We start from the raw sequence: 14,811 nt of genomic DNA, 5'->3' as shown, positions 1-14,811 counted from the left end.
GCCCTTATCCGAGCACGCGGCTGGCGACGGCCCAAGCGAGGATGAGGGCGACGACGACGCCGATGACCAGACCGATGGCGATACGGCGGTTGCGCGCACGACGCTCCTCGGCAGAGAAGATCTTGAAGCGGGCCGTCTCCCTTTCGAGGTAGCGGTCGTAGTCGATGTGGCTCGTGCGCACGGCGGGCAGCGGGTGGGCCGGCCGGTCGATCGTCGCAGCGGAGGGGTCGATCTTCTTGGCGGGTGGCTTTTGCCGTGGTGCGCTGCCGGACGGCTTCTTCTTGCCGGATGCGGTGCCCTGCGGCTGGGGGCGCTGCCCGTCTGGGCGGGGCTTCCCTGCCTGAGATGCGCTGGTCTTGTCGTGGGGCATGGCTCGGCTCGCCTCTCTGTCACGACGCGGGCGCGTCGGGACCGCACTGAACGATGCCCATCATACACGCCCGCTTTCGTTTGGGCGCCAACGCTGCACAAACGAGGTGGGGCGCTCCAGAAAGCCCCCACTGCCGCAGCGAGGGGTCCCGATGTCCAGGAACAATATCTTCTAATAGGACACTAAGATTTCCTGAGAAGAAAAAGCTGAGAAAACTTTGTTGCGAGTGTATATGGCCCGTGCAATGGGGAACAACTCTTCTCGAACACAAAAGAAGGACCTGAGGCGAGAGTCCCGAGGCCCACAGAAGGAGTGATCACCATGGCTAGCATGATCCCTTACACCCGCATCCCCGCTTCGTTCGCTCCGTTCGACTGGCTGGGCGCCATGAGCGACCTCATGACGCCGAGCAGCACGGGCACGGACGTTGCCCCCGCCTCCATGATGATGGACGTCGAGGAGACGCCGGACGCCTACGCGGTGACGGTCACGGTTCCTGGCGTGAAGCGTGAGGAAATCGACGTCGAGCTCAACCAGGGCCGCCTGAACATCACGGTCGACAAGAAGGACTCCGAAGAGGACGCCAAGAAGAACTACGTGCACCGCGAGACGTACTCCTATCACGCCACGAAGAACGTCTATCTGAAGGACGCGGACACGACGGGTCTGACCGCCCAGCTCAAGGATGGCGTGCTGACGGTTAACGTCCCCAAGAAGAAGAACAACGCCGACGTCCAGAAGATCGAGATCGCGTAAGGACGTCTGCACGACCCGGGGCCACTGCGCCTCGTCTCCAATTGCCCTCCCTCTCCTAAGGCCCGCTCGGCGGAAGCGCCGGGTGGGCCTTTTCGTGTGCAGGGGGATCGGGCGCGGGCCCCGGAGCCGATCCTACGCGAAGCTCAGCGGACGCTCCTGGCTGCCGACGACGACGCGCAGGTGCTGGGTGGGGGCGAGGCTTCGCCGTCCGGTGAGCAGAGCGCGGCGGCACGTCGACGGCAGGTTCGTGTGCTGCGAGATATGCATGCCCACGAGCGTCTGCGTCGTGCTCGTCACGAGCTCGCTGAGCGCGCTTGCCGCCTGGTCGTTGGAGAGGTGCCCACTGTCGCCGCCGATGCGCAGCTTGAGCTGGTAGGGATAGCCGGGGTAGGCGCTGAGCATCGCCGGGTCGTGGTTGCTCTCGAGCGCGAGGACGCGGGCGTCGCGTAGGTATTCGCCCGCCTCGTCGGTGAGGTGTCCCATGTCCGTGCAGTAGCCCACCGAGTCGCCGGCGCGCTCGAAGCGAAAGCCCATCGGCTCCGCGGCGTCGTGCGGCACGTTGAACGGCGTCACGCGCACACCACACACCGTGAACGGCCGGCGCGCCTGCATCTCCTCGGCCAGCACGCCGGCGGGCCACGACTCGGACGCCGCCGTGCCGCGGCTCGCGTAGACGGGAACGTGCGCCTTCGACGCCGTGACGCGCAGGCCTGCTATGTGGTCGACGTGCTCGTGCGTCACGATGATGGCACCGATGCGCTCCGGGTCGAGTCCGAGCGTGCGCATGCGCGTGAATATCTGCCGGCACGACAGGCCGCAGTCGACGAGGATGCACGCGTCTGGCGTCTCGATGACGCAGGAGTTTCCCTTGGATCCCGTGCCGAGCACGTGCAGCCGCAGCCCGTCTGCCTCCCAGGGGTCGAGCGGCACGCCGCACAGCGCGACCTGGGGCGTCGCATGCGTCGTCTCGTCGACGGCAAGCGCGACGCTCGCGCACGTCTGCGCGTCGGTGGCGCAGTCGAAGAGCGGTGCCGGGCGGTCGGATGCGGCTGTGTGAGGTGCCTGGGGCATCGATGTCCTCGCTGGGTGAGTTCGTCTGAGCTGCGTTGGGTACAATCCGCGGCGTCGTGGGCGGGCCCACGGACGCCGGTGCCGCATTATCTCGCATCGGGGACCTTGGCGCCGTCCGCCGAGAAGCCTCCCGGAGAAGAGAACAGGAGTCGCACATGCCCGTTTCGCCCTGGGGGCACGCCCTGCCGCGCGGAGGTGCCGCATGCTTGCCGCGCTGAGCGCCGCCGCTCTGCCGCCGCTGCCGTCTTCGCCCGTCATCCTGATGGTGAGCGGCGGTTCTGACTCGACGGCGCTGCTCGTGCGCGCCGTGCGGGGCACGCTTGACCTCGCCGACGGCAGGGGAGCCCAGCGCATCGACGCCGCGCGCCTCGCCGTGCTGCACGTGAACCACATGATCCGAGGCGCAGCCTCCGACGGGGACGAGGCGTTCGTGCGCGGGCTGTGCGCCGAGCTGGGCGTCGCGCTGCGCGTCGTGCGCGTCGACGTGCCGGCCCTCGTGCGCGCCGCTCGCGCCTCCGGCGATCGCAACCTCGAGGAGATCGCCCGCACCGCCCGCTACGAGGCGGCCTGGGGGCTGGCATGCGAGCTGTCCGCTGCCGCGGGCGTGCCGGTGGAGACGGCGCGCATCTGCGTGGCCCACACGGCCGACGACCGCGCCGAGACGTTTGTCATGCGCGCGATGACGGGGGCGGGGCTGCCGGGGCTCACCGGCATGCGCACGTCGTGCGGCATCGTCGCGCGGCCGCTGATTGGCGCGACGCGCATGGAGTTGCGCGCGCTGCTGGATGCTTGGGATATTGGATGGCGCGAGGATGCGACGAACGACGAGGACGTGGCGCTGCGCAGCTACGTGCGCCACCACGTGCTGCCGCCCATGCGCGAGCGCAACCCAGCGCTGAGCGCGACGATGGGGCGCATGCTCGACGTGTTGGCGCAGGAGGACGACCTGCTCGCGCGTCTGGCAGACGGCGTGCTGTCGGAGGCACTGCGGGTCGAGGGGGCGCTCGGGCAGAGCGGCGGTTCGCGTTCCGACGAGCCGGAACCTGCGGAAGCCGCCCCTGCCGAATCGGATGTTCCCGGGCAGCTTGGCGCTCCTCGGGGGCACACCGCTTCTGCCGGCGCGCTGCCCCTCTCCGTCGGGAACACCCTGCAGCTTGACGCTGCCGTGCTGGTGAGTGCGGATCCCGCCCTGGCGCGCCGCGCGCTGCTGCGGGGTTTGGGCCTGCTGCTGGGCGAGGCGGATCTGCGCCGCGCGCGCCTCGAGGGGCGCCACGTCGAGACGCTGCTGGCCCTTGCCCGCGCGGGGCGGGGAAGCGCGACACTGCCGCTTGCCATCGACGCCCGCTGCGAGGACGGCGTGCTACGCGTCGGGCGCCCCGGCTCGGCGGCCGCGTCGGGTCTTGCCGTGGCGGACGCCCCCGCACCGGAGGCGTTGTCGGTGCCGGGCTGCCTCGTGTGGGAGGGGGTGCGCCTCGAGGCGGCGCTCGTTGAGGTACCGTCTGGCGCCGACGTCGTCGCCTTCGCTCGTGAGCAGGCCGCCGAGGCGACACGCGGGATGGGTGCGCCCGACGAGCTGCTGCCGCGTCCCGTCGCCCTGCTCGACGCCGAGCGCGCGGGCGTCGCAGGGGGCGGCGCCCTGCTCGTGCGCGCGCCCCGGCCCGGCGAGCGCGTGCGCCCGCTCGGCCTGCACGGCCACACGAAGCTCGTGGCCGACCTCCTCATGGAGGCGCATGTCCCCGCCGCTCTGCGCTTCGCCTGGCCGCTCGTGTGTGCCTGTCCGACGCGTGCCGGTGCCTCGGCGGGAGCTCGACAGACAGCCACATATAACTCGGTGTCCAAAGCGCCCCAAACAGGGGGCGTAAGCTGCGGCGCAGACGATTCGTGCGTTGTGTGGGTTGCCGGGATTCGGCCCGACGAGAGCGCGGCGTACCACAAAGGCACGCGCGTCTTGCTACGATTGACAGCTATCCCCGCCTCCTAGGCGCATGCGCCGGTTACGCCTGGCGTACCGTCGCCCGGACGCCGCTCCCATGCCGGATGCCCGGCGGTGCGGCACTGTGGGCGGGGGCGTCGTCGCGTACGACCTGTGGCTCACGTTCTGTAGGACTTCCGACCCTTGAGGGGGCAGCTCGTGTCCGAGCTCGTTGCATCCGGTGCCGCTGACGGTGCCTCCACTCATCCCTATTGCATGGACGACGACATCGATCGCATCCTGTACACGCAGGAGCAGCTTGCCCAGCGCGTCTCTGAGATGGGCGCTGCCATCACGAAGGACTACGCTGGCAAGCAGCCGCTCATGGTGACGGTGCTGCGCGGCGCCTTCGTGTTCATGGCCGACCTCGTGCGCAGCGTCGACCTGCCCTCCGAGGTCGACTTCATGGCGGTGTCGAGCTACGGCAGCGCCGCCAAGTCGTCGGGCATCGTGCGCATCGTCAAAGACCTCGACACGCCGCTGCAGGATCGCGACGTCATCATCGTCGAGGACGTGCTCGACTCGGGCCTCACGCTGCGCTACCTGTCGCGCAACCTTCACGCCCGCGGCGTCCGCTCGCTCGAGATCGCGACGCTGTTGCTCAAGAACCCCGACCCCGCCGTCACGCCGCGCTACGTCGGCTTCGAGTGCCCCAACGAGTTCGTCGTCGGCTACGGCCTTGATTTCGCGGAGCGCTATCGCAACCTGCCGTACATCGGCGTCCTCAAGCCGAGCGTCTACGAGAAGTAGCGTCGGCGCGCGGCCCGACCGGCTCAACCCACCTATGCAGCAAATGGAGACTCCCCTGTGAGCGATACCAACAAGCGGCCCTCGAAGGACCAGGACAAGGACGAGAAGAAGCCCAGTCTCTCCGACCTGTGGCATCGCGCCGAGAAAGAGAAGGAGGGCGACGCCGAGTCGGGGAAGGACGGCAAGCAGGATGGCCCCAAGGCGCCGCAGGTGCGCACCGTCATCCTGTACGTCATCCTCGCGGCTGTCATCGTTGCCGTCGTCTCTGGCTTCTTCGGTACGCAGAACAAGCAGGACGTCACGGAGCTTGCCACGAGCGAGTTTGTGACGGCCGTCAACGACGGGCGCGTCCACGACGCCACGTACCGCGTCCAGAAGGGCACGGTTGACGGCACGTTCTGGGCAAACGCCGACGACGTGGACGACGAGAGCAAGCTCGTCAAGTACACGTCGACGTACATAGGCGAAGACAGCCTGGCCGAGCTCATGGCGGCGCACCCCGACGTCACGTACAAGGCCGACGTCACTCTGCCGTCGCGCTGGATCTCCGTGCTGGGCAGCGTGCTGCCCATGCTGCTCATCGTCGGCTTCATGGTGTACATGTTCAACAAGTTCCAGGACCCCAACTCCGGGGCCATGCAGTTCGGCAAGACGAAGGCCATGACGGACGCGTCGAGCCGCCCCAAGGTCAAGTTCTCCGACGTCGCTGGCTGCGACGAGGCCATCGAGGAGCTGCAGGAGATCAAGGCGTTCCTCGAGGACCCCAAGAAGTTCCAGGCCCTCGGTGCCAAGATCCCGCGCGGCGTGCTGCTCGTGGGCCCTCCTGGCACGGGCAAGACGCTGCTTGCCAAGGCCGTCGCCGGCGAGGCGGGCGTGCCGTTCTTCTCCATCTCCGGCTCGGGCTTCGTCGAGATGTTCGTCGGCGTCGGCGCCAGCCGTGTGCGCGACCTGTTCTCTAAGGCCAAGGAGGCCGCACCCTCCATCATCTTCATCGACGAGATTGACGCCGTCGGCCGCCAGCGTGGCGCCGGCCTGGGCGGCGGCCACGACGAGCGCGAGCAGACGCTCAACCAGCTGCTCGTCGAGATGGACGGCTTCGAGGAGCACGAGAGCGTCATCCTCATCGCGGCGACGAACCGCCCCGACATTCTCGACCCCGCCCTGCTTCGCCCCGGCCGCTTCGACCGTCAGATCACGGTCGACCGCCCCGACGTGAAGGGCCGTGAGGCCATCCTCAAGATCCACGCGCGCAACAAGCCTCTGTCCACCAACGTCGAGCTCGACAAGATCGCGCAGCTCACTCCCGGCTTCTCCGGCGCCGACCTCGGCAACCTCATGAACGAGTCCGCGCTGCTCGCCGCCCGTCGCGGCAAGGCGCGCGTCGGCATGAGCGAGATCAGCGAGGCCATGGAGCGCGTCATCGCCGGCCCCGAGCGCAAGAGCCGCGTCATGACGGAGGAGGAGCGCACGACGATCGCGTTCCACGAGAGCGGCCACGCCCTCGTCGGCCACCTGCTGCCCGGCGCCGACCCCGTGCACAAGATCTCGATCATCTCGCGCGGCCAGGCGCTTGGCTATACGCTGTCGCTGCCCAAGGAAGATCACTTCCTCCAGACGCGCAACGCCATGCTCGACGAGATCTCCGTGCTGCTGGGTGGCCGCGTTGCCGAGGAGCTGTTCTGCAAGGACATCACGACGGGCGCCAGCAACGACCTGGAGCGCGCCACGAAGATGGCCCGTGCCATGGTGACGCGCTACGGCATGAGCGAGAACCTGGGCACGCAGGTGTACGGCGAGGCGAACCACGAGGTCTTCCTCGGTCGCGACCTCGGCGAGCACAGTGACTACTCGCCTGAGACGGCCCGCCGCATCGACGCCGAGGTGTCGCGCATCATCAACGAGGCCCACGAGCGCACGCACAAGATCCTCTCCGAGCATGCCGACCAGATGCACCTGATGGCCAAGGTCCTGCTTGAGCGCGAGACGGTCGAGGGCAAGGGCGTCGAGGCCCTGCTCGACAACCGCTGGGACGAGTACCTGGCCCACGAGGACGAGGACCGCGCCGCCGTCGAGGCCGCTGACGCCGCGGAGGATGCCGCAGCGCAGGCAGAGGCTCCGGCTGCCGTCGTGGACGTCGCGTCGAGTGGCTCGCAGGTGCAGGTGGGCAAGGACGGCTCGACGACCGTCGTCGACAGCGACGGCCACAAGGTGACGCTGCCGCCTGTTGAGCACGCCTCCCAGGACGGCTCGCACGGGGACTCGATGCAGAAGTAGCGATTCTCGATTGTGGCAGTGCCGTTACAGGGGCGCGAAGAATAGCGAAACGCGAGAGCGGGGTCGTCCACACGGGCGGCCCCGCTTTTTATAGTGGTGCCCGCACACGACATTGACGCGCGCGTGGGGCAGGGGCCGCAGGTGGCCCGCGGAGTGCCCGTCTCACGTGCCGGTTTGGAGGGGAGCACGCTATGGCTGAAAAGGCTCTGCTTAACAGGAAGATGGTCGCGTTCGGCAACTCCAACACCGCCATCCGCAACGCCGCCGCGCGCGGGCAGGAGCTCAAGAAGCAGATCGGCGCGGAGAACGTCTTCGACTTCACGATCGGCAACCCGTTCAAGCCGGCGCCCGACGAGGTGCGCGAGGGCTTTGAGCAGGCGCTCCAGACCCTTCCCCAGGTGCCGCTGCACGGTTACGTCATGGGGAGCGGCATCCAGAGCCTGCGCGAGGCCATAGCCGACGACCTCAACAAGAAGTTCGGCGGCTCGTATACGGCGGACGACCTCATCATCTCGACCGGCGCGAGCGGTGCGGGCTACGCGACGATCGCCGCCATCACGAACCCGGGCGAAGGCGACGAGGTCATCGTGCTCGCCCCCTACTTCATGGGCTACGAGGGCTGGATAGAGTCAGCGGGGTGCGTGCGCGTGCAGGTCAACACAAAGCCCGACACGTTCCAGCTCGACATCGACGCCCTCGATGCTGCAATCAACGAGCACACGCGCGCCATCATCATGGACTCGCCCAACAACCCGACGGGCGCCATCTACCCAGCCGAGGACCTCAAGGCGCTGGGCGAGATGCTCGCGCGCAAGGAGAAGGAGCTGGGCCAGGCCATCTTCCTCATCTCTGACGAGCCCTATCGCGAGCTCGTGCTGACGCAGGGCATCGAAGTCCCGTGGGTGCCCGACTTCTACGACGACACGATCGTGCTGTACTCCTACTCCAAGTGCCTCTCCATCCCCGGCGACCGCTGCGGCTGGTCGCTGGTGGGCGAGAAGGTCAGCGACTCCCGCGAGGTGCTGGCGGCGATCGCAGGCGCGGCGCGGTGGAACGGCCTCGCGACGACGGCGTCGACCGTCGAGCACGCCGTGGAGTACTGCGTGCGCAAGGGCGTGAGGCTTGACCCACAGTGGTATATTGACAACCGCGACGCCCTGTACGCCGGCCTCGTCGAGCTGGGCTACGAGCCCTTCCTGCCCGACGGCGCGTTCTACCTGTGGCTGAAGACGCCCATCGAGAGCGCCGTCGAGTTTGCCGAGCTGGCGGTCGAGCATCACATCATGGTGACGCCGGGCGAGACGTTTGGCTGGCCGGGATACGTGCGCGTGACGTTCTGCTGCGATCTCGACACCATCAAGCGGTCCATGCCGGCGTGGACGTCCTTGAAGGCCGAGGTGGAGTCTCGCAAGACTGTGGTGGGATAAGTGGCAGAAGAGTTTAAAGACGCATCTTCGACCGGAAGCACGGCCCCTTCTGTCCCTTCGGACGGGCAAGAGGGGCCGCGCGTCCGGTCTTCAGGCTCCGGGTTCTCCCGGTCGTACTTCGCACTCGTCGTCGCGCAGATCATCTCTCTGCTGGGCGACCGCATCCTCTGCTTCGCGCTGCCTCTCTACGTGCTGAACCTCACGGGATCGGCGTCGCTCTACAGCGTCGTGACGGCCAGCGCCCTCGTGCCCTACATCGTGCTGACGCCCGTCGGGGGCGTCGTCGCCGACCGCGTGATGCGCCAGCGGCTCATGGCGTGCCTCGACTGCGTGCTTGCGCTCATCTGCGTGGCGTTCCTGCTGCTCGAGGGGTCTGTCGACCTCGTCGTGCTCTGCATCTGCGCCATGGTGGGCCTCTACGCCGTGCAGGCGTTCTACGCGCCGACGGTGCAGGCGAGCGTCCCGAGCCTCGTGGGCCGGACCAGCCTCATCCGCGCCACGGCCATCACGAACCAGGTGACGTCGCTCGTGTCGCTCGTCGGGCCGTTCGTGAGCGGCATGCTGTACGGCTTCTTCGGCCTCACGCCCATCCTCGTCGTGGGTATCTTCGCCTTTGCGTGCTCGTGCGTCGTCGTGAGCCTGTTCGTCCACACACCCCGTGTCGCGCGGCCGGGGGTCGGAGCAGACTCGGACGTCCCCGCGAGCCATCGCAGCCCGCTCGCCGTCGTTGCGGGCGACCTGCGCGACGCGGGCCGCTTCCTGCGCACGAACCCGCCGCTCATCAAGACGATCGCGCTGTCGGCAGCGCTGAACTTCGTGCTGTCCGCGTTTGCGAACGTGGGCCTGCCCGTCATCGTGACGCAGGTGCTCGGGCTGTCCAACCAGCTCATGGGCGTCGCCGAGGCGTGCGTCGGCGTGGGTGGTCTGCTCGGCGGGGCTTTTGTGGCTGTCCTGGGGCCGCGCCTGCGCTTGCGCCACGCGTCACTCGGCGTCGTCCTCGCCGCTGTGATGTTCGTGCCGATGGCGCTGGTGCTGCGGCTGCTCCCGGGCGGCATGGTGTCGTACGGGGCAGTCGTGGGGTGCCTGGCGCTCGTCATGGCGGGCTGCCAGATGTTCACGATCCAGTGCGTCACGTACGTGCAGCTCACAACGCCCGACGCACTCATCGGCAAGGTTATCTCGCTGTGCGTGGCGGCGTGCATGTGCGCGGCGCCTGCGGGCCAGCTCGTGTGGGGCGTCCTGTTTGACGCATTTCGTGCGCAGGTGGCGGGGCTCGCGCTTGCCGTCGCGGCTCTCTCGCTGCTGCTGGCCCTCGCGACGCACGCGACGTTTCGCCACCTCGCCGACCCGGCGGAGTCTTCCCGGCGAGGCGCTGCCGAGTAACCCTGGGGCATGTCGTAGAATTACGCAAGGCAAACGTGAGGAAGCAGGCTGCGATGCGCGAGGTTCTGGACGTCAACATCTTTGACGAGGGCACACCGGCCCAAAAGACGCTCATGCGCGCCTCGATCTGGCTCATGCTCGCGTGCCTTGCCCTGGCCATCGTCGCGAGCATCCCTCTGGTTCTAACCGGCTTTGGCCCGGGGCTCGACGGCCTGATGCGGTTCGTGATCGTTGTCTTTGCGGGCTATGCTGTCTCGCTGCCGGTACACGAGCTCGTTCACGCGGCGTTCTTCAAGCTGCTAGGCCCTCGGGGCACGAAGGTCATCTTCGGGTTCCAGTCTGGCATGCTCTACGCGGGGTGCCCGGGAGTGCGTTTGAGCCGCGGGCGCTGCGCGGCCGTGCTGCTGGCCCCGTTCGTCACGCTGTCGATCGTCTACGGCCTGCTCGGCCTGGCACTGCCGTTCACCTGGGCGCCGCTGCTTGCCGTCTGGCTGTTCGCGCTGCACGCGTCGGGCTGCGTCGGTGACTTCTACTTTGTCGCGCTCATCGCTCGGCACCCCGAGGCCACGCTCTGCGAGGACACGAACAAGGGCATCAGGCTGCTGGCCCCGTAGCGGGCGGACGACGCGTTGTCCGGTGGCTCGCGTATGTCCAACACGCGGGCGCCTTGCGTCTGCCTCGCTACGGGGCGACAGGGGGGGCTGGCGGGGGACCAAGGCGGGGCTGAGCTCGCCGCTGACGGCTCCTCGGCGCCGTTTTGCACGCTACCAGGACAATGATGGCCCAAAAGTCGAGTCATGTATGCCGCGACGCGGCCTCCCGAGCCGTGCGGGGCGCTTCGGCTCGCGTTTCCGCAGGTCACGCCCGGGCATGTCGGATCGCGGCGAGGCGACGTCCTAGCTGGCACATACACGGCTCGGAAATCTGCCCAGATTCCCGGCGGCAGCGTGCAGAATTTCGCGCAGGTGTGCGTGCCGAGCGGTCCGGGCGACCGGGCATGTATGCGCTACCCCGTCGGTCGCCGGCCGTCGATGGCCCGCGCACGTGTTCGCACTACGCGGCGAGTGCCACGCAGATCGTCCACACGAGGGCGACGAGCACCGTGCCCATGCTCGTGGGGGCCATGAGCTTGTCGAACCTCTCGGGATTGGGGATCTTCCACAGCGCCACGAGGACGCGGGCCCATAGCGCCCACGAGATCACGAGCGCGACGTAGGCCGGCCAGGCGCGCACGCCGCACATGGCCATGGCCGCAACGAACAGCGCGGCCGAAACGCCGAGCAGCACGGTCTCGTAGACGCGCATGGCGGGGTCGCTGAGCAGGTTGGCGATCGTGCGCTTGCCCTTGGCCTTGTCGCGCTTGGCGTCGCGCATGTTGTTGACGTTCATGACGCCCATGACCGGCAGCGTCAGCGCAAGCGCCGCCACGACGCTCGACGCCGTGAAGGCGTGCACGTAGAGGAAGCTGCCGCCCACGACGGCCACGATGCCGAAGAACAGACCGCTCACGATGTCGCCCAGGCCCAGGTAGCCGTAGGGATGCTTGCCGATCGTGTACGTGATGGCGGCGACGATGCACGCGACGCCCAGCAGCACGAACACGCCGGCGGCCAGCCACGAACCGCCCGTCATGGTGGGCCCCGTCGCAAACGACACGGCGATGAGCGCCACGCCGACGATGAACGTCGCCGCGCACAGGGCGATGAGGACGCGCTTCATCTCGCCGACCGATATGATGCCGCGCTGCATGCCGCGCTTGGGGCCGACGCGCGTCTCGTCGTCGAGGCCCGAGGCCAAATCGCCGTAGTCGTCGGCAAAGTTCGCGATGACCTGCAGCATGATGCTCGTCAGGAACATGAGCAGGAACACGGGGAGCCTGAACTGCCCCTCGGCGGCCGCGACGCCCGCCGCCACGACGGAGCCGGCGGCGGCTAGCGGCAGCGTGCGGATGCGGCATGCCTGCACCCACGCGGCGCGGCGCTCCTGGGGCGTGATCGCGCGGGCCGCGCTGGGACTTGCGGCTTCGTTTGTCGTGCGTGCAGAAGGACGTGCGCTCATTGGTGACTCCCGTGTCTCGCATTTCGTTCGTGCCAGCCAGTGTAGGGCAACGGCGCCGCGCGTGGGCTGGCACCACGTTTTCTGCTCGAGCGCGCGTTGTCCCGGGCGGCTTCTGCGCGCGGTCCACCAGGGAAGCGCACACGTGAAGGGCCCGTTTGTGCAGGCGTGGTGTCCGACGCGGCGAAAGGCTCCCCGGGCGCCCCGGGTGGTAAAGCGCAGGTCACGCTATCATTCTGCGAACGGCGTGGCCTCTCACCTGCATGTTCAAGGCATGTGTACCTAAATGTTGAGCCAGGTACATGCGAATACCACAAGATACGGTGTTCCGTTTTGCGCCAACCGCGCTATTATGGGCTCCCGGGCACAGGCGCCCTACTCCTAGTGGTAATGGGATTGTGATACCACTACATATTGTGCAGTATGTGTCACTCGATTTGCGAGATGCCGCCGAGACCCCCACAAGGGGCCCTGTGCGGAGTGCAGGAAGCGGGACGGTAAGGGAGCAACCATGAAGATCATCAAGCGCAACGGCTCAGAGGTCGACTTCGACATCGCTAAGATCACGAACGCCATCTCCAAGGCGAACGCCCAGGTGCTTCCCGCCCACCGTCTCACGCCCGAGCAGATCACGCGCATCTCCAACAAGGTGGAGCAGCTTGTCGAGGACACACCCCACATCGTCTCCGTCGAGGAGATCCAGGACATGGTGGAGAACGCCATCATGAGCGCCAACGCGTTCGAGGTGGCCCGCCACTACATCACCTACCGCTACGTGCAGGGCCTTAAGCGCCAGGCCAACACGACCGACGACAAGATCCTCTCGCTCATCGAGTGCAACAACGAAGAGGTCAAGCAGGAGAACTCCAACAAGAACCCCACCGTCAACTCCGTGCAGCGCGACTACATGGCGGGCGAGGTCTCCAAGGACCTCGCGATGCGCCGACTGCTGCCGGCCGACGTCGTGGAGGCCCACAAGGAAGGCATCATCCACTTCCACGACTCCGACTACTACGCGCAGCACATGCACAACTGCGACCTCGTCAACCTCGAGGACATGCTGCAGAACGGCACCGTCATCTCCGGCACGCTCATCGAGAAGCCGCACAGCTTCTCGACGGCGTGCAACATCGCCACGCAGATCATCGCGCAGGTCGCCAGCTCGCAGTACGGCGGCCAGTCCATCTCGCTGACGCACCTCGCGCCGTTCGTCGACGTCAGCCGTAAGAAGATCCGCAAGGACGTCATCGCCGAGCTCACGGAGATGGGCGTCGAACCCGAGCTGGACAAGCTGTCCGACGTCGTCGAGAAGCGCCTGCGCGAGGAGATCCGCCGAGGCGTGCAGACCATCCAGTACCAGGTCGTCACGCTCATGACGACGAACGGCCAGGCCCCGTTCGTCACGGTGTTCATGTACCTCAACGAGGCGAAGGACGAGCGCGAGAAGCACGACCTCGCCATGATCATCGAGGAGACGCTGCGCCAGCGCTACGAGGGCGTCAAGAACGAGGAGGGCGTCTGGATCACGCCGGCCTTCCCCAAGCTCATCTACGTGCTCGAGGCCGACAACATCGAAGAGGGCCAGCCGTTCTTCTACCTCACGAAGCTTGCGGCAAAGTGCACGGCCAAGCGCATGGTGCCCGACTACATCTCCGAGAAGAAGATGAAGGAGCTCAAGCTGTCCAAGGGCGAGACGGAGGGCAACGGCGACTGCTACACGTGCATGGGCTGCCGCAGCTTCCTGACGCCGGACCGCAGCGGCAACGGCTATGACAACGTGGCCAACGCCGGCAACTACGAGCCGGGCAAGCCGAAGTACTACGGCCGCTTTAACCAGGGCGTCGTGACGATCAACCTGCCCGACGTCGCACTGTCGGCCGGCCGTGACATGGACAAGTTCTGGGAGATATTCGACGAGCGTCTCGAGCTGTGCCACCGTGCACTGCGCTGCCGTCACGACCGCCTCAAGGGCACGCTGTCCGACGCCGCGCCCATCCTGTGGCAGTATGGTGCGCTGGCTCGCCTGCCGAAGGGCACGCCCATCGACCCGCTGCTCTACGGCGGCTACTCCACGATCAGCCTGGGCTATGCCGGCCTGTACGAGTGCGTGAAGGCCATGACGGGCGAGAGCCATACCAACGAGGAGGCCAAGCCGTTCGCGCTGCAGGTCATGCAGCACATGAATGACAAGTGCACCGAGTGGAAGACGGCCGAGAACATCGACTACTCGCTGTACGGCACGCCGCTCGAGTCGACGACGTACAAGTTCTCGAAGTCCCTGCAGCGCCGCTGGGGCATCATTCCTGGCGTCACGGACAAGGGCTACATCACGAACAGCTATCACGTCCACGTGAGCGAGCAGATCGACGCCTACACGAAGCTCAAGTTCGAGAGTGAGTTCCAGCGCCTGTCGCCCGGCGGTGCCATCAGCTACGTCGAGGTGCCCAACATGCAGGACAACCTCGAGGCCGTCATCGACGTGCTGCAGTTCATCTACGACAACATCATGTATGCCGAGCTCAACACGAAGAGCGACTACTGCCAGGTGTGCGGCTATGACGGTGAGATCCAGATCATCGAGGAGGACGGCAAGCTCGTGTGGGAGTGCCCGCACTGCGGCAACCGCGACCAGTCCAAGATGAACGTTGCGCGTCGCACGTGCGGCTACATCGGCACGCAGTTCTGGAACCAGGGCCGCACGGAGGAGATCCGCGACAGGGTGATGCACCTGTAACACCATTGTCGCGCGCTCT

General features: G+C 67.1%; 11 protein-coding genes. 8 read left to right on the top strand and 3 right to left on the bottom strand.

Going from position 1 to position 14,811, the window contains the following annotated elements:
- Window positions 1–4: 4 nt before the first annotated feature.
- Window positions 5–370, bottom strand: coding sequence for a hypothetical protein (locus tag KHZ24_05255; GenBank protein MBS5450604.1), 366 nt, complete (start codon window positions 368–370; stop codon window positions 5–7).
- A 321-nt stretch (window positions 371–691) separates the two neighbouring features.
- Here KHZ24_05255 and KHZ24_05250 point away from each other — a divergent pair, with 321 nt between their 5' ends.
- The gene (locus KHZ24_05250; protein MBS5450603.1) at window positions 692–1,126 is read left to right on the top strand and encodes an Hsp20 family protein; all 435 of its coding nucleotides are present in this window, start codon (window positions 692–694) and stop codon (window positions 1,124–1,126) included.
- 132 nt (window positions 1,127–1,258) lie between these two features.
- On the opposite strand, the gene KHZ24_05245 is transcribed toward KHZ24_05250, so the two are convergent.
- Window positions 1,259–2,197, bottom strand: a complete 939-nt coding sequence (locus KHZ24_05245; GenBank protein ID MBS5450602.1) for an MBL fold metallo-hydrolase — start codon at window positions 2,195–2,197, stop codon at window positions 1,259–1,261.
- 202 nt (window positions 2,198–2,399) lie between these two features.
- On the opposite strand from KHZ24_05245, the gene tilS reads away from it, so the two are divergent.
- The 6 genes from tilS to KHZ24_05215 all read left to right on the top strand — a co-directional run bounded on the left by tilS (window position 2,400) and on the right by KHZ24_05215 (window position 10,617).
- Window positions 2,400–4,178 carry a tRNA lysidine(34) synthetase TilS gene (gene tilS / locus KHZ24_05240; GenBank protein MBS5450601.1) on the top strand — a complete coding sequence of 593 codons (1,779 nt, stop codon included), beginning with the start codon at window positions 2,400–2,402 and terminating at the stop codon, window positions 4,176–4,178.
- A gap of 207 nt (window positions 4,179–4,385) precedes the next feature.
- Complete coding sequence (gene hpt / locus KHZ24_05235) at window positions 4,386–4,919, top strand: hypoxanthine phosphoribosyltransferase (GenBank protein MBS5450600.1); 534 nt, start codon at window positions 4,386–4,388, stop codon at window positions 4,917–4,919.
- A gap of 210 nt (window positions 4,920–5,129) precedes the next feature.
- Window positions 5,130–7,193 carry an ATP-dependent zinc metalloprotease FtsH gene (gene ftsH, locus KHZ24_05230; protein MBS5450599.1) on the top strand — a complete coding sequence of 688 codons (2,064 nt, stop codon included), beginning with the start codon at window positions 5,130–5,132 and terminating at the stop codon, window positions 7,191–7,193.
- Between the two features lie 191 nt (window positions 7,194–7,384).
- Window positions 7,385–8,620 carry a pyridoxal phosphate-dependent aminotransferase gene (locus tag KHZ24_05225; GenBank protein MBS5450598.1) on the top strand — a complete coding sequence of 412 codons (1,236 nt, stop codon included), beginning with the start codon at window positions 7,385–7,387 and terminating at the stop codon, window positions 8,618–8,620.
- Window positions 8,621–10,003 (top strand): MFS transporter, encoded by a 1,383-nt coding sequence (locus KHZ24_05220; protein ID MBS5450597.1) that lies wholly within the window; start codon window positions 8,621–8,623, stop codon window positions 10,001–10,003.
- A gap of 35 nt (window positions 10,004–10,038) precedes the next feature.
- Window positions 10,039–10,617, top strand: coding sequence for a DUF3267 domain-containing protein (locus KHZ24_05215; protein ID MBS5450596.1), 579 nt, complete (start codon window positions 10,039–10,041; stop codon window positions 10,615–10,617).
- Window positions 10,618–11,056: 439 nt separating this feature from the next.
- On the opposite strand, the gene menA is transcribed toward KHZ24_05215, so the two are convergent.
- On the bottom strand, window positions 11,057–12,061 hold the full coding sequence (gene menA, locus KHZ24_05210; protein ID MBS5450595.1) for a 1,4-dihydroxy-2-naphthoate octaprenyltransferase: 1,005 nt from the start codon (window positions 12,059–12,061) through the stop codon (window positions 11,057–11,059).
- A 508-nt stretch (window positions 12,062–12,569) separates the two neighbouring features.
- On the opposite strand from menA, the gene nrdD reads away from it, so the two are divergent.
- Complete coding sequence (gene nrdD, locus KHZ24_05205; protein MBS5450594.1) at window positions 12,570–14,792, top strand: anaerobic ribonucleoside-triphosphate reductase; 2,223 nt, start codon at window positions 12,570–12,572, stop codon at window positions 14,790–14,792.
- Window positions 14,793–14,811 lie beyond the last annotated feature (19 nt).

Source organism: Coriobacteriia bacterium, from assembly GCA_018368455.1.
Lineage (GTDB): Bacteria > Actinomycetota > Coriobacteriia > Coriobacteriales > UMGS124 > JAGZEG01.
Note: the sequence above shows the minus strand (reverse complement) of the source record. Positions and strands in the feature narration are given on the sequence as shown.

Coding starts and splice junctions, on each gene's coding strand:
- nrdD (MBS5450594.1), top strand. CDS start 12,570: ATGAAGATCATCAAGCGCAACGGCTCAGAGGTCGACTTCGACATCGCT.
- menA (MBS5450595.1), bottom strand. CDS start 12,061: ATGAGCGCACGTCCTTCTGCACGCACGACAAACGAAGCCGCAAGTCCC.
- KHZ24_05250 (MBS5450603.1), top strand. CDS start 692: ATGGCTAGCATGATCCCTTACACCCGCATCCCCGCTTCGTTCGCTCCG.
- hpt (MBS5450600.1), top strand. CDS start 4,386: ATGGACGACGACATCGATCGCATCCTGTACACGCAGGAGCAGCTTGCC.
- KHZ24_05245 (MBS5450602.1), bottom strand. CDS start 2,197: ATGCCCCAGGCACCTCACACAGCCGCATCCGACCGCCCGGCACCGCTC.
- KHZ24_05225 (MBS5450598.1), top strand. CDS start 7,385: ATGGCTGAAAAGGCTCTGCTTAACAGGAAGATGGTCGCGTTCGGCAAC.
- KHZ24_05255 (MBS5450604.1), bottom strand. CDS start 370: ATGCCCCACGACAAGACCAGCGCATCTCAGGCAGGGAAGCCCCGCCCA.
- tilS (MBS5450601.1), top strand. CDS start 2,400: ATGCTTGCCGCGCTGAGCGCCGCCGCTCTGCCGCCGCTGCCGTCTTCG.